This window comes from Streptococcus sp. ZY19097, assembly GCF_040731245.1.
GTDB classification, from domain to species: domain Bacteria; phylum Bacillota; class Bacilli; order Lactobacillales; family Streptococcaceae; genus Streptococcus; species Streptococcus orisratti.
In genome coordinates, this window is sequence record NZ_CP160400.1 from 1,320,272 (window position 1) to 1,345,555 (window position 25,284).

The 25,284-nt window shown below is 38.8% G+C and carries 21 protein-coding genes and 2 pseudogenes; 16 read left to right on the top strand and 7 right to left on the bottom strand.

The window, feature by feature from the left end:
- Window positions 1–272 precede the first annotated feature (272 nt).
- Window positions 273–1,550 carry a PLP-dependent aminotransferase family protein gene (locus tag ABZ559_RS06785; protein ID WP_367005657.1) on the bottom strand — a complete coding sequence of 426 codons (1,278 nt, stop codon included), beginning with the start codon at window positions 1,548–1,550 and terminating at the stop codon, window positions 273–275.
- A 147-nt stretch (window positions 1,551–1,697) separates the two neighbouring features.
- Between ABZ559_RS06785 and ABZ559_RS06790 the strand changes: the two genes are divergently transcribed.
- The 4 genes from ABZ559_RS06790 to ABZ559_RS06805 all read left to right on the top strand — a co-directional run bounded on the left by ABZ559_RS06790 (window position 1,698) and on the right by ABZ559_RS06805 (window position 5,918).
- Window positions 1,698–2,579, top strand: coding sequence for a pyridoxamine kinase (locus tag ABZ559_RS06790; RefSeq protein WP_018376369.1), 882 nt, complete (start codon window positions 1,698–1,700; stop codon window positions 2,577–2,579).
- Window positions 2,548–3,078 (top strand): ECF transporter S component, encoded by a 531-nt coding sequence (locus ABZ559_RS06795; RefSeq protein WP_321058318.1) that lies wholly within the window; start codon window positions 2,548–2,550, stop codon window positions 3,076–3,078. Before ABZ559_RS06790 ends, ABZ559_RS06795 begins: the two co-directional genes overlap by 32 nt.
- A 98-nt stretch (window positions 3,079–3,176) precedes the next feature.
- Window positions 3,177–4,715 carry an ABC-F family ATP-binding cassette domain-containing protein gene (locus ABZ559_RS06800; protein ID WP_367005658.1) on the top strand — a complete coding sequence of 513 codons (1,539 nt, stop codon included), beginning with the start codon at window positions 3,177–3,179 and terminating at the stop codon, window positions 4,713–4,715.
- 180 nt (window positions 4,716–4,895) lie between these two features.
- On the top strand, window positions 4,896–5,918 hold the full coding sequence (locus ABZ559_RS06805; RefSeq protein ID WP_367005659.1) for an IS30 family transposase: 1,023 nt from the start codon (window positions 4,896–4,898) through the stop codon (window positions 5,916–5,918).
- Window positions 5,919–6,535: 617 nt separating this feature from the next.
- On the opposite strand, the pseudogene ABZ559_RS06810 reads toward ABZ559_RS06805, so the two are convergent.
- A pseudogene (locus ABZ559_RS06810) lies at window positions 6,536–7,592 on the bottom strand (IS630 family transposase).
- Between the two features lie 105 nt (window positions 7,593–7,697).
- Here ABZ559_RS06810 and ABZ559_RS06815 point away from each other — a divergent pair.
- The 12 genes and pseudogenes from ABZ559_RS06815 to ABZ559_RS06870 all read left to right on the top strand — a co-directional run bounded on the left by ABZ559_RS06815 (window position 7,698) and on the right by ABZ559_RS06870 (window position 20,127).
- Window positions 7,698–8,671 (top strand): annotated as a pseudogene (locus ABZ559_RS06815) (aldo/keto reductase).
- Window positions 8,672–8,749: 78 nt separating this feature from the next.
- A complete protein-coding gene (locus ABZ559_RS06820; RefSeq protein WP_367005660.1) occupies window positions 8,750–9,145 on the top strand; it encodes a hypothetical protein in 396 nt (131 codons plus the stop codon).
- A gap of 339 nt (window positions 9,146–9,484) precedes the next feature.
- Window positions 9,485–10,561: an aspartate-semialdehyde dehydrogenase gene (locus ABZ559_RS06825; protein WP_367005661.1), complete on the top strand. Its 1,077-nt coding sequence runs from the start codon at window positions 9,485–9,487 to the stop codon at window positions 10,559–10,561.
- Window positions 10,562–10,642: 81 nt separating this feature from the next.
- On the top strand, window positions 10,643–11,578 hold the full coding sequence (gene dapA, locus ABZ559_RS06830) for a 4-hydroxy-tetrahydrodipicolinate synthase (protein ID WP_018375387.1): 936 nt from the start codon (window positions 10,643–10,645) through the stop codon (window positions 11,576–11,578).
- Between the two features lie 138 nt (window positions 11,579–11,716).
- Complete coding sequence (locus tag ABZ559_RS06835) at window positions 11,717–12,166, top strand: hypothetical protein (protein ID WP_277290704.1); 450 nt, start codon at window positions 11,717–11,719, stop codon at window positions 12,164–12,166.
- Window positions 12,167–12,234: 68 nt separating this feature from the next.
- Window positions 12,235–12,660: an arsenate reductase ArsC gene (locus ABZ559_RS06840; protein ID WP_018375389.1), complete on the top strand. Its 426-nt coding sequence runs from the start codon at window positions 12,235–12,237 to the stop codon at window positions 12,658–12,660.
- A 135-nt stretch (window positions 12,661–12,795) separates the two neighbouring features.
- Window positions 12,796–13,134 (top strand): ATP cone domain-containing protein, encoded by a 339-nt coding sequence (locus tag ABZ559_RS06845; protein WP_367005662.1) that lies wholly within the window; start codon window positions 12,796–12,798, stop codon window positions 13,132–13,134.
- A 436-nt stretch (window positions 13,135–13,570) separates the two neighbouring features.
- Window positions 13,571–14,539, top strand: coding sequence for a thiamine pyrophosphate-dependent dehydrogenase E1 component subunit alpha (locus tag ABZ559_RS06850; protein WP_321058667.1), 969 nt, complete (start codon window positions 13,571–13,573; stop codon window positions 14,537–14,539).
- Between the two features lie 56 nt (window positions 14,540–14,595).
- Window positions 14,596–15,594, top strand: coding sequence for an alpha-ketoacid dehydrogenase subunit beta (locus tag ABZ559_RS06855; RefSeq protein WP_018375392.1), 999 nt, complete (start codon window positions 14,596–14,598; stop codon window positions 15,592–15,594).
- A 62-nt stretch (window positions 15,595–15,656) separates the two neighbouring features.
- A complete protein-coding gene (locus ABZ559_RS06860; protein WP_367005663.1) occupies window positions 15,657–17,030 on the top strand; it encodes a dihydrolipoamide acetyltransferase in 1,374 nt (457 codons plus the stop codon).
- A 264-nt stretch (window positions 17,031–17,294) separates the two neighbouring features.
- On the top strand, window positions 17,295–19,049 hold the full coding sequence (lpdA, locus tag ABZ559_RS06865) for a dihydrolipoyl dehydrogenase (protein WP_367005664.1): 1,755 nt from the start codon (window positions 17,295–17,297) through the stop codon (window positions 19,047–19,049).
- 88 nt (window positions 19,050–19,137) lie between these two features.
- Window positions 19,138–20,127 (top strand): lipoate--protein ligase, encoded by a 990-nt coding sequence (locus ABZ559_RS06870; protein ID WP_273413839.1) that lies wholly within the window; start codon window positions 19,138–19,140, stop codon window positions 20,125–20,127.
- A gap of 136 nt (window positions 20,128–20,263) precedes the next feature.
- Here ABZ559_RS06870 and ABZ559_RS06875 read toward each other — a convergent pair whose 3' ends face one another.
- The 5 genes from ABZ559_RS06875 to ABZ559_RS06895 all read right to left on the bottom strand — a co-directional run bounded on the left by ABZ559_RS06875 (window position 20,264) and on the right by ABZ559_RS06895 (window position 24,867).
- Entirely contained in the window at window positions 20,264–20,920 is a 657-nt protein-coding gene (locus tag ABZ559_RS06875; RefSeq protein WP_367005665.1) for a hemolysin III family protein, read from the bottom strand.
- Window positions 20,910–21,356: a DUF1836 domain-containing protein gene (locus ABZ559_RS06880; RefSeq protein ID WP_367005666.1), complete on the bottom strand. Its 447-nt coding sequence runs from the start codon at window positions 21,354–21,356 to the stop codon at window positions 20,910–20,912. The genes ABZ559_RS06875 and ABZ559_RS06880 overlap by 11 nt, the downstream gene beginning before the upstream one ends.
- Before the next feature lie 93 nt (window positions 21,357–21,449).
- The gene (gene pip / locus ABZ559_RS06885; protein WP_367005668.1) at window positions 21,450–22,391 is read right to left on the bottom strand and encodes a prolyl aminopeptidase; all 942 of its coding nucleotides are present in this window, start codon (window positions 22,389–22,391) and stop codon (window positions 21,450–21,452) included.
- Window positions 22,392–22,424: 33 nt separating this feature from the next.
- Entirely contained in the window at window positions 22,425–23,714 is a 1,290-nt protein-coding gene (locus ABZ559_RS06890) for a hydroxymethylglutaryl-CoA reductase, degradative (protein ID WP_367005670.1), read from the bottom strand.
- Window positions 23,695–24,867, bottom strand: coding sequence for a hydroxymethylglutaryl-CoA synthase (locus ABZ559_RS06895; protein ID WP_018375400.1), 1,173 nt, complete (start codon window positions 24,865–24,867; stop codon window positions 23,695–23,697). The genes ABZ559_RS06890 and ABZ559_RS06895 overlap by 20 nt, the downstream gene beginning before the upstream one ends.
- Window positions 24,868–25,284: the final 417 nt, after the last annotated feature.

Here is a 25,284-nt window from a genome sequence, read left to right on the forward strand (position 1 = left end):
TGATTTTCATTGAGTATTATATGAGGATTATTAAGAATGTGTGGGTTAAGCAACGACCAAGGAAGAATTCTAAGTGATTTTGAAGTGCTATGGTTGGGTCAAATAATCAAAATGATTTTTGGAGGTGGAAAATAAAATATACGTAGTAGGTAACAAAAAGTATGCCAAAATCAGAGCATCCTAAAAAAGCAAATGCCAAAACTATTTTAGCTTTGGGTGCTGATATTTTAATGAATAGAATTTAACGGCTGCAGAGATTATATAGCCGTTTTTTAGTTGTGATAAGATTGTTTGGAAAGGATAAGTTGTAAATTTTGGGCTAGATTTGCGTTATTTTGCAATTGAACAAAGTTTTTTTGACTTGGGTAAAGGTAATTGTAATCTAAAAAGTGAATATCATCTGTATAGGTCAAATCCCCCAAGTGGTCATGCTCTGCGATTTTTAAAATAACAGTTTGAGGTAAGATGTTATAGGGGTAAGTTATTGTAGTTTCATCTAGCACTTTTTGTGCGCCCTCGATTTGCTTTTGGAAAACATGACGAAGATAGGTGACATTTTTAGTAAACATTCCATTGTCAAGATAGAGAGATAGTGCTTTTTGCATGATTAGACTGGTGTCATAATCCATCATTTTTTTGTAGGATAGAAAAGTTTCTGTCAAAGCAGTCGGTAAGATTAAACTTCCAAGTCTGAGAGCTGGAAAGAGGGTCATGGAGAAAGATTTGAGATAAATGACATGATCTGAGGTATCATAATAATGTAAGGGCAGGTCGTTTGATTTAGCAAAGTCGCCCATGTAATCATCCTCAACAATGTAAACGTCGTAACGTTGCGCTAATTCAATGATTTTTTGCTTTTCAACGCTGGAATATGACAGCCCTAGTGGATTTGAAAAGCGTGAAATAGTATAGAAAAACTTGATATCACCAGTTTTGAAGAGTTTTTCTAATTGGTTTAAATCCAATCCTTCAAAGTCACGATTGATGGTTAAAAAAGGTAGGTTTTGTGCTTTTACCAAATCAATCATACGATGATAGGTGGGCTGTTCCAAGAGAATTGTTTTCTTTTGGTTAGGAAAAGTAATTTGAGATAAAATATAAAGTGCTTGCTGGGTTCCTGAAGTTACTAAAATATTTTTTTCCTTAGTGTAAATAGCATCTTCAGAAAGGTAGTTTTTCAAAGATGTCAACAACTCCTCCAGCCCCTGATGTTGGTGGTAGTAGTTGAACAAATAATTTTCGCGGTTAACGAGACTTTCAGCCATGCAACGTCGAAAATCTTCAAAAGCCATATTATTGTAGTCACTCAAGCTGATATTTAGAGGACTCTCTTGTTTGAATTTTCTCTCTAAAACATAATAGCCGCTCTTTTCAACTGCATAAACTAAATTACGAAATTTTAGTTCCAAAAGAGCACGTTGTGCTGTGTCTTTACTACATTGGTATTTTTGGCTGAGTAAGCGAATTGACGGTAATTTATCACCTTTTTGCAGCTGCCCAGAGTTTATCTGTGCAGCAATTGTTGATACAATATCTTGATACTTGCTCATTCATCTGTCCCCATACAGTTAATTATTATCTCTATTGTAATATAAATTGAATTTTCTTACAATAGAAACAACTCTTGTTGCAACAAGTTGTGATTGACAGGTTCGAAAATATGATGTTAGTTAAATAATCCATGGAAGAAGGAGCTTATGCCAAGAAAAACAATAATAGTCGCCAATGACATGGTTGGTATTGGCAAAGTCGCTTTAACAATTGCTTTACCAATTTTGTCAGCTTGTCAAATCGAGGCAATTCCCTTGCCAACAGTCCTTTTATCATCCCATACGGGTGGTTTTGAAAAAGTTTATGCTAAAAATTTGACCGAGGAAATGGGAGAAATACTTGATGTTTGGGAAAAACTCAATTATTCTCCAGATGGTTTGCTAACAGGTTATTTCAAGTCTTCAGAACAGATGAATTTATTGCTAAACTTTTCTCAAAAAATGGGATTGAGACGTTTTGTTGATCCAATTATGGGAGATAAAGGACACTTGTATTCCGGTTTTGATGATAATTTTGTGATAAATATGCGCCATTTCTGTTATCAAGCAGAGGTCATTATTCCTAATCTTACCGAGGCGGCTTTATTGACCAATAGCCCCTATCTCGGTGAAAAATATAGCATTCAAGATATCGAGCAACTCTTGAAAAAATTAGCCGTTCTGGAAGTCAAACATATTATTTTAACAGGAGTCTCCATCAAGCCTGGTGAGGTTGGTTTTGCTCACTTTGATGCTTCAAACGACAAGATTAGTTACTATATGTCTCACAAATTTGCAGAGCATTTTTATGGTACCGGTGATTTACTAACTGCTATTTTGGGTGCAGCTTATTTTCATAAACTTGATTTTGGAAAAATGGCAGAGCTGTCCTTAACATTTATAAACAGAACCTTAAAAACAACGTTGGAGTGCCAGAATGATTTACGATATGGTCTTCTGTATGAATCACATCTGAATTTTCTCACAACAACCGTTAGTCATCTTTTGGAGGAAAAACATGAAAAATCTCTCAACACGTCAACTAATTGAACTCAGTCTTTATGCTGCCTTAATCATTATCAGTGTTCAATTTCTACGTATACCAGTAGGGCCTCAGTTTATTCATCTAGGCAATGCCTTGGTAGTTTTGGCAGTTCTCATTTATGGTTCAAAACTTGGTGCTCTGGTTGCTACTATTGGACTTGGACTTTTCGATATTTTGAATGGTTATGCGGCAGAAGTTTGGATAACCATTCTTGAATCGCTAATTGTCTGCTATATTCTTCATCTAGTTTTTGAAAAACTGCTTAATTCTCAAGATAAAACAGCAAATATTATTTTGGTTGCTATTATAGCAGCAGTCGCAAAAATTATCATGAATTTCATTAAGTATAGCTTAATCAATGCCATTGTGGGAAATTTACCAGTTGATACCGCGATGCTTACAGCCTTGGTCAAAATTGGCGGAACATTTGGTACCTCATTAGCGACAGCTATTGCTGTACCTATCTTATACCCTATTTTCAAGAAAATATTAAATCAAAGATGAGAAATGTTTCACATTGACAAAAGTCTCAAGATTTGCCATAATAAGATAAACAAAAGCCGTTCTGACGGCTTTTTTAGTGAATAAAAAGAGGTAATATTGTGTCGATTTTAGAAGTAAAAAATCTCAGTCATGGTTTTGGCGACCGTGCTATTTTTGAAAATGTCTCCTTTCGACTTTTAAAAGGAGAACATATTGGTTTAGTCGGTGCCAATGGTGAAGGTAAATCAACTTTCATGTCTATCGTTACAGGCAACCTGCAGCCTGATGAGGGCAAGGTGGAGTGGTCAAAATACGTAACAGCAGGCTATCTTGATCAGCATACTGTACTTGAAGCTGGCATGACCGTTCGCGATGTTTTACGTACTGCATTTGATGAACTTTTCAAAACAGAGGCACGTATCAATGATATTTACATGTCCATGGCCGATGAAGGGGCGGACGTAGATGCTCTGATGGAAGAAGTCGGAGAACTTCAAGATCGTCTGGAGAGCCGTGATTTCTATACTTTGGATGCCAAGATTGATGAGGTAGCGCGTGCTCTTGGCATTATGGATTTTGGCATGGACAGTGATGTGACAGAGTTATCTGGTGGACAACGGACAAAGATACTTTTAGCAAAATTATTACTTGAAAAACCAGATATTTTATTGCTAGATGAGCCGACAAACTATCTGGATGCCGAACATATCGCTTGGCTCAAACGTTATCTTCAGAATTACGAAAATGCCTTTGTCCTCATTTCACATGATATCCCATTTTTAAACGATGTCATCAATATCGTTTATCACGTTGAAAATCAAGATTTAGTGCGTTATAGTGGTGATTATGATAATTTCCAATCGGTTTACGCCATGAAAAAAGCACAATTGGAGGCAGCTTATGAGCGTCAGCAAAAAGAAATTGCTGATTTGCAGGATTTTGTCAATCGAAACAAAGCCCGTGTAGCAACTCGAAACATGGCCATGTCTCGACAGAAAAAATTGGATAAAATGGATATCATCGAACTTCAAGCTGAAAAACCAAAACCAAGCTTTGAGTTTAAAGAAGGCCGTACTCCGGGTAGATTTATCTTTCAAGCTAAGGACCTTGTGATTGGATATGACAGCCCTTTGACAAAACCACTTAATCTGACCTTTGAACGTAATCAAAAAGTAGCCATTATCGGAGCAAATGGTATTGGTAAAACAACACTACTGAAAAGCTTGCTAGGGATTATACAACCGCTCGAAGGTGGAGTAGAACACGGAGACTTCATCGAACTGGGATACTTTGAACAAGAGGTCGCTGGTGGAAATCGACAAACACCTTTGGAAGCTGTTTGGGATGCTTTCCCTGCCCTTAATCAAGCTGAGGTGCGTGCGGCTTTAGCACGATGTGGACTAACTTCTAAACATATCGAAAGCCAAATTCAAGTGCTTTCAGGTGGTGAGCAAGCAAAGGTCCGTTTCTGTCTACTGATGAACCGTGAGAATAATGTACTTGTCCTTGATGAACCGACCAACCACTTGGATGTGGATGCCAAGGATGAACTTCGCAGAGCACTTCAAACATTCAAAGGCAGTATCCTCATGGTCTGCCACGAACCAGAATTTTATCAAGGATGGACAGAAGTCTGGGATTTTAATGAGTTAATTTGATGACTACTAGGCTTTAGAATATATGAAAAAGAGTTAAGGGTTGTAATTGAATGGCCAATTCCAAATTGGGACAGTATTTAACAAAATACGAAACCCGCGTTGTAAAATGAAGTGCAACAAAAAAGACATGCTCGTCTGATATACTAGAATTCCCCAACTCAGTATAGAAAGCAGATGAACATGTCCACTAATCATTCTACCAAAAAATCGTTATATTCACACCTTTCAGCCTCTGAACGCGGAGAAATCAGCGCCTATCTCAAGATGGGCAAAAACCCCTCTGAGATTGCTCGTCTGCTTGGGCGTCATCGCTCAACCATCAGTCGTGAAATCAAACGAGGAAGTGTTTCTCAGGTTCAAGATAAGAACGGGAAACGAATCTACTCAACGGTTTACTTTCCAGATAGTGGTCAACGTGTTTATGAAACCAATCGTCGAAAAAGTGCCTATCATAAACTATCGTACTGCTCCCAGACCTTCTTCAAGGAACTTGAGAAAGCCCTGAAAACGAAACCTCGCTGTCACAGTGTCGATAGCTTTGTTCAAACTTACCGAGAAAAACATCCACTGGAAGTTATCCCTTCCACCAAGACAGTGTATCGTTACATCAAAGACGGACTGTTGAGGGTTAAACCGATTGATTTACCTAAGATGGTAAGCATCCGAAAACGGTCTAAAGTAACGCCTAAGGCCACGAAGATAATCTTAGGAAAATCCATTGAAGAACGTCCAGAGTGTATCAATGACCGTTCTGAATTTGGGCATTGGGAGATTGATCTCATGCTTGGCAAGAAGACCAGAGGGGAAGCTGTTGTCATGACCCTAGTAGAGCGTCAAACACGATTTGCCATCGCTGTAAAACTGGCTAATAAACAAGCAGAAACCATCAATAGGGCTGTTAAGAGCTTACTATCACAGTACCCTATTCGCTCTATCACATCGGACAACGGCTCAGAGTTCAGTAACTTGTCAGACTTAAAAGGTGTGGAAGTCTATTTTGCCCATCCTTATGCTTCTCATGAAAGAGGAACAAATGAAAATTTCAATGGTCTCTTGAGAGAGTTTCTCCCAAAAGGTGTCTCTCTTAACTCACTAACGACAGAAGAACTCAATCACTACGTCTCTGCTATCAATGACAGACCTAGACGAATTCACAAGTATAAAACCGCAAATATTTTGTTTGGGCTAGCCCAAACAGCTTAACCTCTGGAACTCTAGTTATCAATGAACTTGTTGCACTTGACTTGACAAGTGGGGACAAAATACGAAAAGCTAGAAGAATCTCTTTAAAAGGAGAGATAACCGAGGAAAAATTTTTCTATTTCCATGTTATCAAGGCTTGAAAATGGACGATTTGAAATTTGTGCTGAAAAATTGTTCGATTGCTTAAATCATATTTATTTGAATATAAGCGAATATAATGAGCATATAGAAAACTCTGCCATTCATGAAGCAATAGGGGAAATAAAGGCAAAGATAGAAAACACCAAGTTGATGTGTACTTTAACTTTATAAGAAACTGTCACGTACTACAGAAAGTTAATGTAGAAAATGCCTTAAAAATAGTATAACGACATTGGCATTGAGTGAAACAAATTTGAAGCGGTGAACTATTAATGAAAAAATGTTATTGCTGATTCCACAGGAAACATAGCTTATTGGAAATCAGATAAATTTGACCTACCCTAGGGTAGGTCATTATTTCTTCATGGATTAACCGCAAATCATGCTATGTTTGAACAGCAGTTTCTTTCTCTAAAAAGGTATGTCATTTGTGAATAGTAGTATCAATGATTTTTATTATACAAGCGGTTTTATACTCATTTAAAATCAAAAATAGCGGAAGTCCAGTCTCTATCTACAATTGATTTGAGTTGATAAGCGGTTAAGGTTTGAATAACCTCTTGAAGTTTATCGATTACCTCATTTAAGGTCCTAAATACTTTATTCTTGAAACCAAGTTTACGAATCTCAGCCCAGACTTGCTCAATAGGATTCATTTCAGGTGTGTAGGGTGGAATGAAGGTAAATTCAATATTCTTAGGAATATTTAAGGTCTGAGATTTATGCCAGATGGCATTATCCATGACTAAAATAATATAATCTTCTGGATAAGCTGCCGATAGTTGGCGTAAAAATTCATTCATCCAATCACTATTACATCCGCCTGCTATGATGAAAAACGAGTCGCCTGTATGGGCATCCACAGCTCCATAACAATAGCGGTACTCACGAATATGGTGACTAGCTACGTGAGGACGATAACCTTTAGGAGACCAACACGAACCGAGTTTACTGATACGCCCAAAACCCGCCTCATCTTGATACATAAGGCGGACTTGTTGATATTCTTTTCCATTAATAAAACGCTTACTCGTTCTCTCCTCGAATAAAGATTTTATTTTTAGACGCTAAAATGGTTTCGGCGTCTGCTTTTTTCGGATGTTGGGGACGTGGGCTAACTTTACGCCAACCATGACGTTTCAAGAGTGCATAGAAACCTTCTCGGGTTGTCTTGTGCCCAACTCTCTCTTGATAGGCTTTAAAGAGGGAGTTAACGGTAACGAATTCTCCATTCAAAGAAGAAGAGAGTTGCTCTTTAAGGAAATCTTCTTCCTCCTCATGCGTCATATAGGAGCGGCGGCGACCACCACGATTTTCCTTTAAGAGGGCTTCTAAGCCACCACTTAGATAGCGATTCAATAAGTTTCGGACTGTCTGATGGACAAAACCTACTGATTTAGCTACGGATGTTAAATTATGGCATTCAGAATAAAGAATGAGTGCCTGGATTTTTCTATGATGCGGAGCATTATTTTTATCTTTAAGGGCTTGCTTTAATTCTTCAACTTGTGTTTGGGTAAGTTCTTTTGTCATAACACTATTATATCGCTATTTCTGATTTTTGTTAAGTGTTAAATGGTATTATACTATAAATAAAAGAGACAAAAGCAAATAGAAAGTAAGGAGAGACTGTAGCATATGGAGTACACCAAATTAGGTCAAACAGGTTTAGAAGTTTCTAAATTGTGTTTAGGGTGCATGAGTTTTGGTGATCCGGACCGAGGATTTCATTCGGGTTGGGTTTTAAAAGAAGAGGATAGTCGTAAGATTATCAAAAAAGCCCTAGACCAAGGTATTAATTTTTTTGACACCGCAAATATTTACGGCTTGGGTTCTAGTGAGGAAATTCTAGGACGTGCCATTCGCGACTTTGCCAAACGTGAAGATGTGGTCATCGCAACGAAGTTATTCTTTGGAGATGGGAGAAATGCAACAAAACTGTCTCGTAAGGCTATCTTTCATCAAGTTGAAGAAAGTTTAAAGCGTTTAGGAACTGACTACATTGATATTTTATATATCCACCGTTGGGATTATGATACTCCAATCGAAGAAACGATGGCTGCCTTGAATGACTTAGTGCGTTCTGGCAAAGTACTTTACCTAGGGGCATCAGCTATGTATGCTTGGCAATTCCAAAAAGCACAGTATATTGCAGAAAAAATGGCTGGACCAAGTTTTCCGTAATGCAAAACCACTATAATCTGCTCTATCGAGAAGATGAGCGGGAAATGATTCCGTTCTGCAAAGATTCTGGCGTTGCTCTAGTACCATATAGCCCTCTTGCAGCTGGACGAATTGTACGAGATTGGTCTGCGGATACTGCCCGAAGTAAGACGGATGAAGTGTCAAAATCTAAGTACGATTCAACCGAACTGGAAGACAGAAAAATTGTTGAACGTGTAGCTGACCTTGCAGAAAAATATCAAAAATCTCGTTCACAAATTGCTTTGGCTTGGCTATGGCAAAAAGGAATTCACAGTCCAATTGTAGGGGTTACTAAAGAGAAATACCTTGATGATTTCATGGGTGCTTTTGGATTTGAATTGACCGCCGAAGATATTGATTATCTTGATGAACTCTATCTACCTCACAAAATTGTTGGAGCTCTGTAATGGATTCGATGATTAGGAATGGTATCCATGGACTGATAGAGATTGTTTTTTAAGAAAAAAGAAAGTGAGATGAACCAAATGCAACATGTAGTATTAAACAACGGTGTTAAAATGCCGATTTTAGGGTTTGGTGTTTTTCAAATTCCTGCTGTTGAGAAGAAATACAGCACTTACGCTACCTCAACCAGTCCAAAAGAGTTGATCGACTCTCGTCGCTATCGAGCCTTCAATGGTTTTTCAATGGGGTCCGTCAACACTTGGCGAACTTTTGAAAATGCCTTGGACTACTTTTACTATTTCAATCCTATGAGTGGAAATGTCGGAACACCGGCCCGAGTATTTGCAAAAATAGCAGAGCAGAAACAGCAGGATTTCCTGATTTATGCTGTCAGCGGAACTGATGACTTTGCCTATCGAGTTTTTAAACAACAGGTCCTCTCCCTTTCTAGTCAGGCTCCAAGAATATTCAAATAGGAAGAAAATATCATTTTTCGTGAAAGAAAGGGAGGCCGTCACGATTATCAGGCAGTGTGCGATTACACCTATAATGCCTTTCGGAATTTTTTTAAAGAAGAATCGGAAAGTACCTAATTGATGCCATAAGCAAATACCGTACAAAAGAAATGATAATAATTCAAGTTAATTCTAACCTTTGACAAGTAGAACTTTATATCATTATCTCCTATGCATTTCTTGCTCCAAATGTAATTTTAGTCTTTTCATTTATCATAAAAAATAGTATAATTGGTTTATTATAAATTTTTGGAAAATTTTGAGAATAGCTCTGCTATTTTCTTAGAATGAGGTATTAAAATGGGCTACACAGTCGCTATCGTTGGTGCTACCGGTGCCGTTGGAACTCAAATGATTAAAATGTTGGAAGAATCTACGCTACCAATTGATCGCGTTCGATTGCTTGCGTCTGAGCGTTCAGCAGGTAAAACGCTTCCGGTTAACGGTCAAGAAATCGTTATTGAAGAAACGACAGAAAGTGCTTTTGAAGGAGTTGATATCGCTCTCTTCTCGGCTGGAGGATCAACTTCTGCCAAATATGCTCCCTATGCAGTAAAGGCTGGTGCTGTAGTAGTTGATAACACATCTTATTTCCGCCAAAATCCAGATGTCCCGCTTATCGTTCCAGAGGTTAATGCACATGCAATGGATGCCCATAACGGAATTATTGCCTGTCCAAATTGTTCAACAATCCAAATGATGATTGCACTTGAACCTATCCGCCAGAAATGGGGGCTTGACCGTATTATTGTGTCAACATACCAGGCAGTTTCTGGTGCTGGTGCTAATGCTATCAATGAAACTTTGGGACAATTGCACGAAGCAGTGGTTGATGGTGTTGAACCCAAAAAACTACACGCTGAAATTTTACCATGTGGTGGTGACAAAAAGCATTATCCAATTGCTTTCAATGCTCTTGCTCAAATCGATGTTTTCACTGAAAATGATTACACCTATGAAGAAATGAAAATGACTAATGAAACTAAGAAAATCATGGAAGATGATAGCATCAAAGTTTCAGCAACTTGTGTTCGCGTTCCTGTTATTTCTGGTCACTCTGAATCAGTTTACATTGAAACCAAGGAAATTGCAGCAATTCCAGAAGTAAAACAAGCTATCGCTAACTTCCCTGGTGCTATTTTAGAGGATGATCCAAGTCAACAAATCTATCCACAAGCTATCAATGCAGTGGGACGTCGTGAAACTTTTGTTGGTCGCATCCGCAAGGACTTGGATGCTGAAAAAGGCATTCACATGTGGGTTGTTGCTGATAACCTTCTAAAAGGTGCTGCTTGGAACTCTGTTCAGATTGCTGAAAGTTTGCATGAACGTGGCCTTGTTCGTCCTACGACTGAACTTAAGTTTGAATTGAAGTAATTTGACCTGTGTTGTGTTGAAAATTTAGTTCTTCAGAACTAAATATTAGTTACTTGTTAATTAGCCGAGGAGGGAGACAGCATGTCTATTGAACAATTAAAAAATGTAAAACTCATTACAGCCATGGTAACACCTTTTAAGGAAGATGGGTCAATTAACTTTGACGCGCTCCCAAAATTGGTAGAACACCTTTTGGCACACCATACTGAAGCGTTACTATTGGCAGGGACAACAGCAGAAAGTCCGACACTCACCCATGATGAAGAATTACAATTATTTGAAGCTGTTCAAAAAATTGTCAATGGGCGTGTCCCATTAATTGCGGGTGTGGGAACAAATGATACTCGAGATTCTATCGAATTTGCCAAAGAAGTAGCGGCTTTTGGCGGTTTTGCTGCTGGTCTTGCCATTGTACCTTACTACAATAAGCCTTCCCAAGAGGGGATGTATCAGCATTTTAAAGCTATTGCAGACGCCTCTGACCTACCTATCATCATCTATAACATTCCCGGGCGTGTCGTTGTCGAAATGACTCCAGAAACCATGCTTCGTTTGGCTGAACACCCAAATATCATTGGTGTCAAAGAATGTACAAGCCTTGCTAACATGGCTTACCTTATTGAACATAAGCCAGATAATTTCTTGATTTATACGGGTGAGGATGGTGATGCTTTCCATGCCATGAACTTGGGAGCAGATGGTGTTATTTCGGTTGCTTCACATACTAATGGTGATGAAATGTATAATATGCTGGTAGCTATTGAGAACAATGATATGAAAGCTGCAGCAGCTATTCAACGACAATTTATTCCGAAAGTTAATGCACTCTTCTCATATCCAAGCCCCGCGCCAGTCAAGGCTGTGCTGAATTACCTCGGGTTTGAAGTTGGTCCACTACGTTTGCCACTTGTGGCAGCACCAGATGAAGATGCTAAACGTATTATCAAAGTTGTTGTAGACGGAGATTATGAGGCTACTAAAGCAACCGTAACAGGTGTTGTCCGTCCAGATTATTAAAATAATCATACTTACTTCTCAAAGTTCGAGTCATATAACAGCGTGATACTAATGTCGGAAATAGAGTTCACCCCATTTCCATTCTTAAAAGGTTTGCTGAACTTTTTGAGCTATGAGAAGAGGAGGAGAACTCTCTTTTTGGCTTCTCCTTTTAGAAAGCGAAGGTTAATGATGTCACTCTCAGATTTTTGGGATAAAGTAACCCCTCCAAAAACTTTAACACTTAACTTAAAGTCATCAGAAGTTAAACAACTAAAACTTATCCAGAATCGACATGGAGTAATAAAACTCAGTGATAGCAAAGATAAGGAATACCAATTAAAGAAGATTACTATGCTTCTCTCCGAGAAGGATAAACACAAAATTTCTGAAGGAGCAGTAGCTGGGGCTTTTGCAGCTGCATTGATGGATAAGGATGTACTGACTGGTGCTTTGATTGGAGACTGGTGGGAAAAACAAAGAGATAATCAGAGTCGCCAAGTTATAATTGAGTTAACCGAAGTGGAAACAGAGGAGGTTAGAAAAATTAGTTTACGTTTGAAACGTCAGCAATATCAACAAATACGCCGTTTTTTCAATCTTATTTAGATATTTTTTGAATTACAGAGAGTCTCCTCTGATGAAAAATAACATAAGAAATTGTAAGGAGAAGTTAGATGTCGCAAAAGCCCAGAGTTGCCTTTATTTGTGTCCATAATTCTTGTCGAAGTCAAATAGCTGAAGCACTGGCCAAAAAATACTACTCTCATATCTTTGAAGCCTACTCTGCTGGAACAGAAACAAAGACACAAATCAATCAGGATGCTGTACGTATCATGAAAGAACAATATGATATCGATATGGAAAAAGAACAATTTCCCAAACTCATCGCTGTGCTACCACCGATTGATATCGTCATTACCATGGGGTGTAATGTGGAATGTCCTTATTTGCCTTGCCGTTACAGAGATGACTGGGGCCTTGATGATCCTAGCGGGAAATCAGACGAATTATTTTTGTTAACAATTCAACTTATTGAGAAGAAACTACAATCCTTAGCAGAGATTTGTCTGGCAAAAGGTAAAATACTTGACAAAATGTGAAAACATTTGCATAATGAAAGTGGGTTATGAAAACTCATAAAATGAGGAATTCTAAACTACCAAATTCATATTTCCTACAACTTTTTGAGTTATTTAACTGATTATCATATCATTTTACACATGAGAGGAGTGTCTATGCAAATTATTAAACGCAATGGTCAAGTTGCTGATTTTGACCCTGATAAAATTTACCAAGCCATCATCAAAGCTGCTCAAACAGTTTATGTATTAGATGATACATTACGTGAGAATTTAGCTAATGTCACCAAAAAAGTGGTTCTTGATTTACAAGAAGCTCAGGTTGAACGACCAACTATCAGTATGATTCAGTCTTGTGTTGAAAATCGTCTCATGGATGCCAGCTACATTAACATTGCCGAACACTACATTTCCTACAGATTACAACGTGATCTTGAGAGAAATGGTTATGGTGATAGCATCATTGTTCATTTACGTTTTGAACAACTCAAGTAATGCACCAATTGACTCAATTGAAATTCTCCAAAAACTTATCAAATTCTTTAAAAATGAATAAGTAAGAAACGAATGAAGCTAGTTTGTCAAAAGAACAAATCTAGTGTTCATTCGCTTTTTTGATATTCAAGAATTCATGGATTAGGGTTCTTTCAGTAGAGGGACATTATTAAAAATGATATACCTTAGAGCATCTCTGCTTTTTCAAAAAGTCTCCGTCTCCCAGAAAAGCTTAAACTCAGTAACCTTCAATGAGTTTGCTTAAGTTATGCCTATTGCATACGTGTAGCGATATCATTAAAAATACTTTGTGAAAAAAATATTTTATAGTACAGAAAAGGCTTGTTATAGTCCAGAAAGAAAGCGGTTCAATTATTTGCACTTTGTGAATTATTGGAATAGAATGGGTTTGTAAATAAGATTTTTGGAGGGCCTTATGGTTACTTTATCAAAAGAACAACATTTAGAGATGTTTTTAAAAATGGAACGCATTCGTGAATTTGATATGCGCATAAATAAATTAGTTCGTCGTGGATTTGTTCAAGGGATGACTCACTTCTCAGTTGGTGAGGAAGCTGCTAATGTCGGGGCAGTTCAGCACCTGACCTACGATGACATCTTTTTCTCAAATCATCGCGGTCACGGTCAGTCTATTGCAAAAGATATGGACTTAAATAAAATGATGGCGGAGCTTGCTGGAAAAGTGACTGGTGTTTCTAAGGGGCGTGGAGGCTCCATGCACTTGGCTGATTTTGAAAAAGGGAACTATGGAACTAACGGTATTGTTGGTGGTGGCTATGCTCTTGCAGTCGGCGCAGCTTTGACCCAACAATATAAAGAAACTGGCAATATTGTTGTGGCCTTTTCAGGAGATGGCGCAACCAATGAGGGTTCCTTCCATGAATCTGTTAATATGGCTGCAACCTGGAAACTACCTGTAATTTTTTTCATCATTAACAACCGTTATGGCATTTCAATGGATATTAGTCGCGCTACGAATACCCCTCATTTATACACACGAGCAGAGGCTTATGGTATTCCTGGATTTTATTGCTCAGATGGCAATGATGTTCTAGCTGTTTATGAAACAATGGGACAAGCCGTGGGGCATGTCCGTGCTGGAAATGGCCCAGCTATTGTTGAAGTTGAATCTTATCGCTGGTTTGGGCATTCAACAGCTGACGCTGGTAAGTACCGAACAAAAGAAGAAGTAGATGGTTGGAAAGAAAAAGACCCTATTATCAAGTATCGTACTTATCTGACTTCTGAAAATATTGCTAGCGCTGAGGAATTAGAAGCCATCCATAATCAGGTAGTTAAAGAAATTGATGCCGCTTATGAATTTGCACAAAGTAGCCCAGATCCAGATATTTCAGTTGCTTTTGAGGATGTTTGGGTAGATTAGGGACAATTTTTAAGAATAAGCAATACATATAATTAAGCATTTGGAGAAATAAAATAATGACTGAAACAAAATTAATGGCTTTGCGTGAAGCAGTAAATCTTGCCATGAGCGAAGAAATGCGTAAGGATGAGAACATTTATTTGATGGGGGAAGATGTCGGTGTTTACGGAGGTGATTTTGGAACTTCTGTGGGCATGTTTGAGGAATTTGGTCCAAAACGTGTTAAAGATACTCCAATTTCTGAAGCGGCGATTGCTGGGGCGGCGATTGGATCTGCCATTACAGGACTTCGTCCAATCGTCGATGTAACTTTTATGGATTTCATTACGATTGCTCTTGATGCCATTGTTAATAATGGGGCCAAAAACAATTACATGTTTGGTGGTGGTTTAAAGACACCAGTAACTTTCCGTGTAGCATCAGGTTCGGGAATTGGCTCTGCGGCACAGCATTCACAATCTTTGGAAGCTTGGTTGACACACATTCCAGGTATCAAAGTTGTTGCACCAGGTACGGCAAATGATGCCAAAGGTCTTCTAAAATCTTCTATTCGAGATAATAATATTGTCATTTTCATGGAACCTAAAGCTCTCTATGGAAAAAAAGAAGAAGTTAATCAAGATTCAGATTTCTACATTCCGCTTGGAAAAGGGGAAATTAAACGTCAAGGTAGTGATTTAACAATTGTTACCTATGGCCGCATGTTAGAACGTGTGCTCAAGGCCGCAGAAGAAGTCGCTGAACAAGGTATTAATGTTGAAGTTGTTGACCCACGTACCCTTATTCCTTTGGATAAAGAATTGATAATCAATTCTGTCAAGAAAACAGGAAAACTTATGCTGGTTAACGATGCCTATAAAACTGGTGGTTTTATCGGTGAAATTGCAACAATGGTGACTGAAAGTGAAGCCTTTGATTATTTGGACCATCCGATTGTACGTTTGGCATCTGAAGACGTTCCTGTTCCTTATGCACGTAAACTCGAACAAGCTATTTTGCCAGATGTATCTAAGATAAAAGAAGCCATTATTAAGGTGGTTAATAAGGGAAATTAATTCTCAGATAGAGGCTATTTAGTAAAAATAGCTCTAACTATTTAAACTAGGAAGGTATTCAAATGTCTTTTGAAATTATTATGCCTAAACTCGGTGTAGATATGCAGGAAGGTGAAATCATCGAGTGGAAAAAGCAAGAGGGCGATGTGGTCAGTGAAGGCGACATTCTCCTTGAAATTATGTCTGATAAAACTAATATGGAATTAGAAGCCGAAAACTCTGGTGTGCTGTTGAAAATCACTCGCAGTGCAGGAGAAGTGGTTCCAGTAACAGAAATTATTGGCTACATTGGTGAAAAAGGCGAAGTTATTGATTTAGCGACTCCAAGTCGGGTTGCTGAAGAACTTTCGGTCGAAGCAGCGGCAGCTAAGCCGATTCTTGCAACTCCTGCGCCAGCTATTGTTGAGCGCAAGGCGGGTGAAAAAGTACGTGCAACTCCAGCTGCTCGTAAAGAAGCTGCCGAGTTGGGCATTAACCTCGAAGTGATTCAAGGTACAGGTGCCAATGGTCGTATTCACAAGGATGATGTTGAAAACTTCAAGGGGGCTCAGCCAAAGGTAACACCACTTGCTCGTAAGATTGCCTCTGACAAGGGAATTGACCTTACGACTGTGATTGGTTCTGGAATTGGTGGCAAAATCACTAAAGAAGATATCTTGGCTCTTGTGCAACCAGCCAAGGTTGAGGTTTCCAACTCAGAGGTCAAGGAAAAAGCTGCGTCTGCCTTACCTGAAGGTGTTGAAGTGGTTAAGATGTCTGCCATGCGTAAGGCGGTAGCTAAGAGTATGGTGAATTCTTATCTCACTGCTCCAACGTTCACACTCAATTATGATATTGATATGACAGAAATGATTGCGCTACGAAAGAAACTCATTGAGCCTATCATGGAAAAAACAGGCTTTAAGATCAGCTTTACCGACTTAATCGGTCTAGCTGTAGTAAAAACATTGATGAAACCAGAGCATCGTTACCTCAATGCCTCCCTCATCAATGACGCAACTGAAATTGAGCTCCATAAATTTGTGAACCTTGGTATCGCAGTTGGTCTTGATGAAGGCTTGCTAGTGCCTGTTGTTCATGGTGCAGATAAGCTGAGCTTGTCAGAATTTGTTGTAGCTTCTAAGGATGTCATCAAGAAGGCTCAGACAGGTAAGTTGAAAGCAGCTGAAATGTCTGGATCAACCTTCTCCATTACTAATCTGGGAATGTTTGGCACTAAAACATTTAATCCCATCATCAACCAGCCCAATTCGGCTATTTTAGGTATTGGAGCAACCTTCCAAACACCAACCGTTGTTGATGGCGAAATCACCATTCGACCAATCATGGCAATGTGCTTGACTATTGATCACCGTATTGTTGATGGGATGAACGGCGCCAAATTCATGGTAGATTTGAAGAAATTGATGGAAAATCCATTTGAATTGTTGATTTGATAACTGTTTTCGCTACTTTTCTAATGTAGCGAGGGTAGAACCAATCATTGATGGTGGATTAGTAAAAAAGAAATTTATATTTCTGAAGAGAAAATAAAGAAAGGGTGTAGAACGAGTTCGTAACATTTGAACACGAACTAAATGCTCGGATAATAATGGCAGGTGTAGGACCCTCTGATTAGCGTAGATATGCCTACAAAATCGAAGATTTATAACCTACCACAAAAAATTCTGTCGCATTTTGACGTTCTTTGTATCATAATTATGGCAATTGAAATTATTATGCCTAAATTGGGTGTTGACATGCAAGAAGGCGAAATCATTGAGTGGAAAAAATCAGAAGGTGAGACAGTCAATGAGGGCGACATTCTACTTGAAATCATGTCCGATAAGACAAATATGGAAATTGAAGCAGAAGACTCAGGGATTCTTTTGAAAATCGTTCACGGAGATGGCGATGTTGTTCCTGTCACTGAAGTTATTGGCTATATTGGTGCGGAAGGCGAAATTGTCAGAGAAAATGCAGCACCGGTAGTAAAAGTTGCTCAAGCAACGGCACAACTTGAAGCTGCTGGACTTGAAGTCCCTAAAACTCCCGAAACTCCTGCCCCAGCAGTTGCAAAAGCAGCGCTTGCGAATGACGAATACGATATTATCGTGATCGGTGGTGGCCCTGCTGGTTATTACGCAGCTATTCGAGGAGCTCAACTTGGCGGTAAGATTGCCATTGTTGAAAAATCAGAGTTTGGCGGTACTTGTTTGAATGTCGGCTGTATTCCAACTAAGACTTATTTAAAAAACGCTGAGATTCTTGATGGTCTGAAAATTGCTGCAGGACGTGGCATTAATCTTGCTTCCACAAATTACACTATTGATATGGATAAGACCGTTGCTTTTAAAAATTCGGTCGTTAAAACCTTGACTGGTGGAGTTCAAGGTCTCTTGAAAGCTAATAAAGTCAGCATCTTTAATGGTCTTGGACAAGTAAACCCAGACAAAACAGTCACTATTGGTTCTAAGACCATTAAAGGACGTAACATTATCTTGGCAACAGGTTCTAAAGTTTCTCGTATCAATATTCCTGGTATTGATTCTAAACTTGTTTTGACTTCAGATGATATACTTGACCTGCGTGAAATGCCAAAATCGCTTGCAGTTATGGGCGGCGGTGTTGTTGGTATCGAGCTTGGATTAGTCTGGGCATCATACGGTGTTGACGTAACTGTCATCGAAATGGCTGACCGCATTATTCCCGCAATGGACAAAGAAGTGTCATTGGAACTTCAAAAAATCCTTACGAAAAAAGGAATGAAAATTAAGACTTCTGTTGGGGTTTCTGAAATCATCGAAGCCAATAATCAATTGACCCTCAAGCTTAACAACGGCGAAGAAGTCGTCGCTGAAAAAGCTCTGCTATCCATCGGACGTGTTCCACAAATGAATGGTCTTGAAAAACTTAATCTTGAAATGGATCGCAATCGTATCAAGGTCAATGACTATCAAGAAACATCTATTCCTGGTATCTACGCTCCAGGTGATGTCAACGGTATTAAAATGTTGGCACATGCAGCTTACCGTATGGGTGAGGTTGCTGCTGAGAATGCCATGCGAGGCAACAAGCGTAAGGCTCATCTTGACTTCACACCGGCAGCTGTCTACACTCACCCCGAAGTAGCTATGGTTGGGATTACCGAGGAAGATGCTCGCGCAAAATATGGTGATATTCTTATCGGTAAATCAAGCTTCGCGGGTAACGGACGTGCCATTGCCTCAAACGAAGCTCATGGTTTCGTAAAAGTTATCGCTGATAGCAAGTACCATGAAATTCTCGGTGTCCACATTGTCGGACCAGCTGCTGCCGAATTGATTAACGAAGCTGCAACTATCATGGAAAATGAATTAACTGTTGATGAGTTACTCCTGTCAATTCATGGACACCCAACCTTCTCTGAAAACATGTATGAAGCCTTCGCAGACACACTTGGTGAAGCTATACATAATCCGCCAAAACGCAAATAAAATCCTCACTAGAATTAGAATATGATTATTAAAGAACACCTAGCCATTGCCTATAGGTGTTCTGATTTTCGATGGAGTTAAAACAAACATGAAATACATTGTCAATAAGTCTAATAACCCAGCTTACAATATCGCTCTTGAAGCTTATGCTTTTCGCGAGTTAGTTGATGAAGATGAACTTTTCATTCTATGGATTAACGAACCTGCTATAATCATTGGTAAACATCAAAATGCTGTTCAGGAAATCAACAAAGAATATACGGATGCACACGGCATTCATGTGGTTCGCCGTCTATCCGGTGGCGGTGCTGTTTACCATGACCTAAACAACTTGAACTATACTATTATTTCCAACAAGGCCGATGAAGGTGCTTTTGATTTTAAAACTTTTTCTCAACCTGTTATCGCAACTCTGGCCGACCTTGGTGTCAAGGCTGAATTTACAGGTCGTAATGACCTTGAAATTGATGGTAAAAAATTCTGTGGTAATGCGCAAGCCTACTATAAAGGCCGGATGATGCACCACGGATGCTTACTTTTTGATGTCGATATGACAGTGCTTGGCAATGCCCTTAAAGTTTCAAAGGATAAAATTGAATCCAAAGGTGTCAAATCGGTTCGTGCACGTGTTACTAATATTCTCAATGAGTTGCCAGAAAAAATCACCGTCCAAGAATTTTCAGACAAAATTTTGGATAAGATGAAAGAAACCTACCCTGACATGACTGAGTACATTCTCTCGGAGGATGAATTGTTGAAAATCCAGAAATCAGCTGATGAACAATTTGGTACATGGGATTGGACTTACGGCAAAGCACCAGAATATACAGTCGAACGCTCAGTTCGCTACCCTGCAGGTAAAATAACAACCTACGCCAATGTTGTTAATTCTGTCATAGAATCTCTTAAAATCTATGGAGACTTCTTTGGTATTGGAGATGTTTCAGATATTGAAGACTTGTTAGTTGGTACACGCTACGAGTACAGCGATGTCTTAGAAAAATTAAAAACGATTGACACAACTCATTACTTTTCTCGTATGACAACAGAAGAGGTAGCCAAAGCTATCGTGGCATAATGAAATTAACTAGAAAAGCAGGGCAAAAACTAAAACTTTACCCTTCCGATTAAATTTGAGCAATCAAAAATAGCTTAGAATCAACGTTTCTGATGACGGAATTCTAAGCTATTTTCTTATTTTTTACTTTGCACTTTTACAACATACAATAAACAATACCAATATATTGAAGAGTAGATGCTAAAAGGATGAAAAGATGCCAAATCATGTGATCATAAGGACGTTTACGGGCATAAAAGATAGCACCAATGCTGTAGGAAAGTCCCCCAGCAATCATTAGCAACCAAAACATAGCGCCCGTTTTACTGATGATTGCTGGAATGACAAAGACAACTAGCCAGCCCATCAGAAGATACAAGAAAAGACTGAATTTTTCATTGATATTTTTGGCGAAAATTTTGTAAAGAATACCGAAAATCGTTGCTCCCCATTGAAGAACAATAATCAGATAACCGAGCCAACCACCAACCAGTGACAAAGCAACAGGTGTGTAGGAACCAGCGATAGCAATATAAATCATGCTATGATCAATGATCCTCAAAACGTATTTTTGAGGTGAATCATATTGCATAGAATGGTAGACAGCGGATGAAAGGAACATCAGAAAAAGGCTGATCACAAAAATTGACATTCCCACCGAAGCAGCTATTCCATAATGCTGATAACTGAAAATAGCCGTTATAGGCAAAAGAACGAGCATTGCAGCAGCACCAACAGCATGTGTGATACTATTAGCCACCTCCTCACCAAATGAAAGACGTTTACTAAGCTTCATAGTCATACTAGTGTTCATTTTCAATACCTCCAAGTTTTTGAACCAATTGATGTGTTGCATCGTATAATTTTAAAGTTTGACAGGCGGAAATCACCACCTGAGGTAATCCTTCAAGATCATCTCCATTCATACAGGCAACAAAGCCATCATAGCTTTCTTCAGACCGTCCACCTGCTGTCAAAATTTCCAACGTTTGACTAATTTCTTGAATTGAAAATACATTTTTCAGACTTGTAATAGCAATCAACCTTGCCACTTGATGCCGACCATATTTTTTCTTAATAGGTTTTTCCAGATGACCATGCTTGACATAGTTATTAATCATAGAAGCTGTCAGTCCCTTATCATTTTGAGAAATGGCAGAGCTGGTAACCTGATTAACGTAGAGAAGGACTTGGTCCAAATACAAATCAATTTCAGGTAGCTCCGCCCATTTAGGATACTTTTTCATCATCGGTTCATCACCTCTTTATAATCTAGTCTTAATAACTAGATTATATATTTATCAAAAAATAAAGTCAAGAAAAAACCTTCATAAAGAAGGTTTTTAAAATAAGGATTTAAACTTTTCTTGTGACTCTATCAGAGCGTGAGTAATTTCAGGTTCAAACCCTGAATGTCCAGAAATGGTATAAATTATTTCAGCCTTATTGAGTTGCTCAAAAAGTAACTGGGCACCAATAGGTCGGCAATCCACATCATAACGCCCATGAATGATGATTGTGGGAATATTCTTTATTTTATGGGCATTTTCTAAAATATAATTATCTGACATAAAACAACTATTGATAAAATAATGTGTTTCCATTGTAGCCATAGCTATATCTTCATCGGTAATGTTATCTGATAAAAGCTTGGGATATAGTGTAATAACGCTATTTTCAAAATCTGCAAAAGCTTTTCCATATCGCTCTCTAATAGCCTTATCAGGAGAAGTCAAGTAGCGATAATAGCTAGCAATATTATTCTTTTGTTCTTCTAGCGTCAAAAGACTGGTGAATTTAGCATAGGCTTCTGGGAAAAATTGACCAGTACCTCCTTGATAAAGCCAGTCAATATCTTCTTGTCGTCCAAGGAAAACACCACGTAAAATCAAACCACAAACACTTGCTGGATAGGTTTCAGCATAGTAGAGTGATAACGTTGTTCCCCAAGATCCTCCATGAACCAACCATTTCTCAATACCAAGGTGACAACGAACTTTTTCCATATCTTCGGCCAAATCTTGGATTGTGTTATTGTTTAATTCAAGAAAAGGCTCACTTCGACCACAACCACGTTGGTCAATACAAATAATTCTATAAAAATCAGGATCTAAAAATCGACGTGCCCAATCACCACAACCACATCCTGGTCCACCATGAACGAAGATGACAGGAGCACCCTCAGGATTTCCAGACTGTTCAACATAAATACGGTGTTGCCTATCCACTGCAAAAAGTTCCGTCTGAAATGGTGTTATTTCTGGGAAAAGAGTTTTCAAGCTCATAAATTTCTCCTTAAATGAAAAACTAGTCACTTTCTAGTTTTCATTATCTCTGATTTTTTGTAATATTGCTTGCGCAGTTTCTTGATTAAGATGCTTAGCTTGCAGGAGCTGAGTAACCACTTTATTAACCTCCTCTTGGCTAGCGCCAGCTAAGAGAGCAAGTGATTTGGCTTGCAATTTCATATGCCCCACCTGAATGCCAGTTGTTGTCAAAGCCTTCAGTGCAGCAAAATTCTGAGCTAAACCAACAGAAACAATAACCGAAGCCAAGTCACGTGCACAAGGATTATTCAGCAAGTCATGTGAAATTTGAACGGTCGGATTAAGTCCGATAGACCCTCCTTTGGTTGCAATTGGCATTGGCAAAGTAAGTTGCCCTTTTAATACTTGTTCAGTTTTGTCAAAAGTCCAATTTGATAGACCGCGGTATTGACCATTTTGACAAGCATAAGCATGGCAACCTGCTTCAACAGCTCGCCAATCATTTCCAGTCGCCATTACAACTGCATCAATACCATTAAAGATACCTTTGTTGTGTGTACCAGCCCGATAAATATCCACTTGCGCTAAATAACTAGCTAACTCCATCTTTTGAGCAATTACTTGGGCTTCTTTTTTATCACGACTTAGAAAACGCAAATCAATGGAACAAGTGGCAGTCACTAGACTTTCCGTTGCATAGTTAGAGAGAATAGCCATAAGTGCTTGCCCACCAGATAATTCCTCTAAGGTCGGGGTGATTGCTTCCATCATGGTGTTGACCATATTGGCTCCCATAGCTTCTTGTGTATCAATAGTCACAAAAACAATTAGAAACTCTTCTTTAACTTCTACGCGAAGTTCACGCGCCCCACCTCCTCGTTTGACAATAGAGGGGTGAGCGTCATTAGCTTGAGATAATAGCAAAGCTGTTTGGTTGAAAATGTTCTGCTCAGCTATTTTACTATCTGGAACATTGTACAAAGCTACTTGACCAATCATTTCCCGATTATGGACAATCGTCTGAAAGCCACCAGAACGTTTAATGATTTTCGCCGCAAAACTAGCTGCAGCGACAACCGAAGGTTCCTCCGTCACAAAAGGTACTTGATATTCTTTACCATCAACAAGGACATCTGGAACCAGAGCCAAGGGAAGTGAGTGAGTGCCTATAACATTTTCTGCCATTTGATTAGCTGTTTCAAGAGATAATCTTCTCTGTTGCTCTAGTTGTAACTGATTTTCAGCGTTAAGCAAGTTGTTTTTACGGAGATGTTCAACCCGTTCTTGGGGTGCTTTTTTAGCAAAGCCAGTCCAGCTTAATTTAGTCATTTTTTCTACCATAAATGCGTTGATGTTCTCGAATTTCTTTTAATACAAAAGGTCCAGTCTCATAGTCTGCAAAAGTCGCATTTCCTTCCTCATCTAACTGCGCCTCCTCAAAGAAAAGATGTTCGTAGTCAGAAATTGATAGGACGGTGCGTTTTTTGAGTTCCCCTAACCGACTAGGCTGTAGTTGATTTTGAAAACCTTCAACTAGCTTACCTGTGAAGATTTCAGCCACAGCACCACTTCCATAGCTAAAGAAGGCAATTTGATCACCGGCCAAAAGGTTTTGACTATTTTCCAAAAGTGACAAAAGTCCCAAAAAGAGCGAACCAGTGTAAATATTTCCAATTTGTTGACTGTAAAGAATAGAACTCTCAAAATTTTTCTTGAGTTTTTCTTGTATATCAATTGGCATAGACTTGTCCATGATTTTGTTGAAACCTTTGAGAGCTAACTTAGGAAATGGTAAGTGGAAACAGAAGGCTGCAAAATCAGCCAAAGAGGTGTCGAACCTTCTTTGATACTCAGACCACGTTGATTTTAGCATATCCAAATATTGTGTCGTTGAGTATCGACCATTGACGTAAGGAGTAGTAGAGTAGTTTGGACGCCAAAAATCCATGATATCACGCGTCTGCGCAAGTGTCTGATCATTTAATTCCAAAATACGCGGACTTTGAGAAATAAGCATAGCAATACTACCAGCTCCTTGAGTTGATTCTCCAGAGCTTTCAATGCCATATTTTGCAATATCGGAAGCGATCACCAAAACTTTACTATTAGGATGCTTTTCAACATGAAGACGTGCATAATCTAGAGCAGCAGTGGCACTGTAACAGGCTTCCTTCATCTCGACACTACGAGCAAAAGGCTGTATTTCTAGTAGGCTGTGTACATATATAGCTGCCGCTTTGCTTTGATCAACAGATGATTCAGTTGCTACAATAACCATATCAATAGCTTCTTTATCATCCTCCGTTAAAATACTATCAGCAGCAGAGGCCCCCATCGTAACAATATCATCAGTGATGGGCGCAATGCTAAGTGCATTTAAAAGCAGTCCTTTGCTAAATTTTTCAGGATCTGCTCCACGACTATTTGCTAAATCATCCATTTGAAGGACATATTGAGAAGTCGCAAAGCCCATCTTATCAATACCGATTTTCATGAATAAACCTTTCTTTGCGTTAAATTATGAATTATGCTTAACCTCTATTCTACCACAAAGTCGTGAAAAACCAATGTAAAAAACACGATTGTTTTAAGTATCAAAGTATGGAGAGCCATATTAAAAAATATCAAGGAGGCCGTATTATGTTTATGAAAAACAGACATTTTCAAAAGACGGGAAGGTTGTTATTTTCTGAGGAAAACGTCTTTTTCTCGCTTTTTTAGACATTTTCAGGTACAATATTTTGTGACTTTAAGAAGAGATGAGACTTCTGAGCACTGTGAGCCAAAAAATCGTGTGTTTGAAGTGCTGGTGGTCAACATCACTCGCCACAGTTACTTGACGGTTTGACAAAAGTTAAAGCTTTCCATCGTTTGCTAGAAAATATAACTAATTAAACAGTTGGTTCATATC

What these genes read in the sequence shown, in the direction of transcription:
- ABZ559_RS06795 (WP_321058318.1), top strand. Translation starts at nt 2,548, where the DNA reads ATGAAAAATCTCTCAACACGTCAACTAATTGAACTCAGTCTTTATGCT.
- ABZ559_RS06820 (WP_367005660.1), top strand. Translation starts at nt 8,750, where the DNA reads ATGCAACATGTAGTATTAAACAACGGTGTTAAAATGCCGATTTTAGGG.
- dapA (WP_018375387.1), top strand. Translation starts at nt 10,643, where the DNA reads ATGTCTATTGAACAATTAAAAAATGTAAAACTCATTACAGCCATGGTA.
- ABZ559_RS06805 (WP_367005659.1), top strand. Translation starts at nt 4,896, where the DNA reads ATGTCCACTAATCATTCTACCAAAAAATCGTTATATTCACACCTTTCA.
- ABZ559_RS06875 (WP_367005665.1), bottom strand. Translation starts at nt 20,920, where the DNA reads ATGAACACTAGTATGACTATGAAGCTTAGTAAACGTCTTTCATTTGGT.
- ABZ559_RS06870 (WP_273413839.1), top strand. Translation starts at nt 19,138, where the DNA reads ATGAAATACATTGTCAATAAGTCTAATAACCCAGCTTACAATATCGCT.
- lpdA (WP_367005664.1), top strand. Translation starts at nt 17,295, where the DNA reads ATGGCAATTGAAATTATTATGCCTAAATTGGGTGTTGACATGCAAGAA.
- ABZ559_RS06880 (WP_367005666.1), bottom strand. Translation starts at nt 21,356, where the DNA reads ATGATGAAAAAGTATCCTAAATGGGCGGAGCTACCTGAAATTGATTTG.
- ABZ559_RS06855 (WP_018375392.1), top strand. Translation starts at nt 14,596, where the DNA reads ATGACTGAAACAAAATTAATGGCTTTGCGTGAAGCAGTAAATCTTGCC.
- ABZ559_RS06850 (WP_321058667.1), top strand. Translation starts at nt 13,571, where the DNA reads ATGGTTACTTTATCAAAAGAACAACATTTAGAGATGTTTTTAAAAATG.
- ABZ559_RS06785 (WP_367005657.1), bottom strand. Translation starts at nt 1,550, where the DNA reads ATGAGCAAGTATCAAGATATTGTATCAACAATTGCTGCACAGATAAAC.
- ABZ559_RS06845 (WP_367005662.1), top strand. Translation starts at nt 12,796, where the DNA reads ATGCAAATTATTAAACGCAATGGTCAAGTTGCTGATTTTGACCCTGAT.
- ABZ559_RS06790 (WP_018376369.1), top strand. Translation starts at nt 1,698, where the DNA reads ATGCCAAGAAAAACAATAATAGTCGCCAATGACATGGTTGGTATTGGC.
- ABZ559_RS06895 (WP_018375400.1), bottom strand. Translation starts at nt 24,867, where the DNA reads ATGAAAATCGGTATTGATAAGATGGGCTTTGCGACTTCTCAATATGTC.
- ABZ559_RS06890 (WP_367005670.1), bottom strand. Translation starts at nt 23,714, where the DNA reads ATGGTAGAAAAAATGACTAAATTAAGCTGGACTGGCTTTGCTAAAAAA.
- pip (WP_367005668.1), bottom strand. Translation starts at nt 22,391, where the DNA reads ATGAGCTTGAAAACTCTTTTCCCAGAAATAACACCATTTCAGACGGAA.
- ABZ559_RS06860 (WP_367005663.1), top strand. Translation starts at nt 15,657, where the DNA reads ATGTCTTTTGAAATTATTATGCCTAAACTCGGTGTAGATATGCAGGAA.
- ABZ559_RS06825 (WP_367005661.1), top strand. Translation starts at nt 9,485, where the DNA reads ATGGGCTACACAGTCGCTATCGTTGGTGCTACCGGTGCCGTTGGAACT.
- ABZ559_RS06840 (WP_018375389.1), top strand. Translation starts at nt 12,235, where the DNA reads ATGTCGCAAAAGCCCAGAGTTGCCTTTATTTGTGTCCATAATTCTTGT.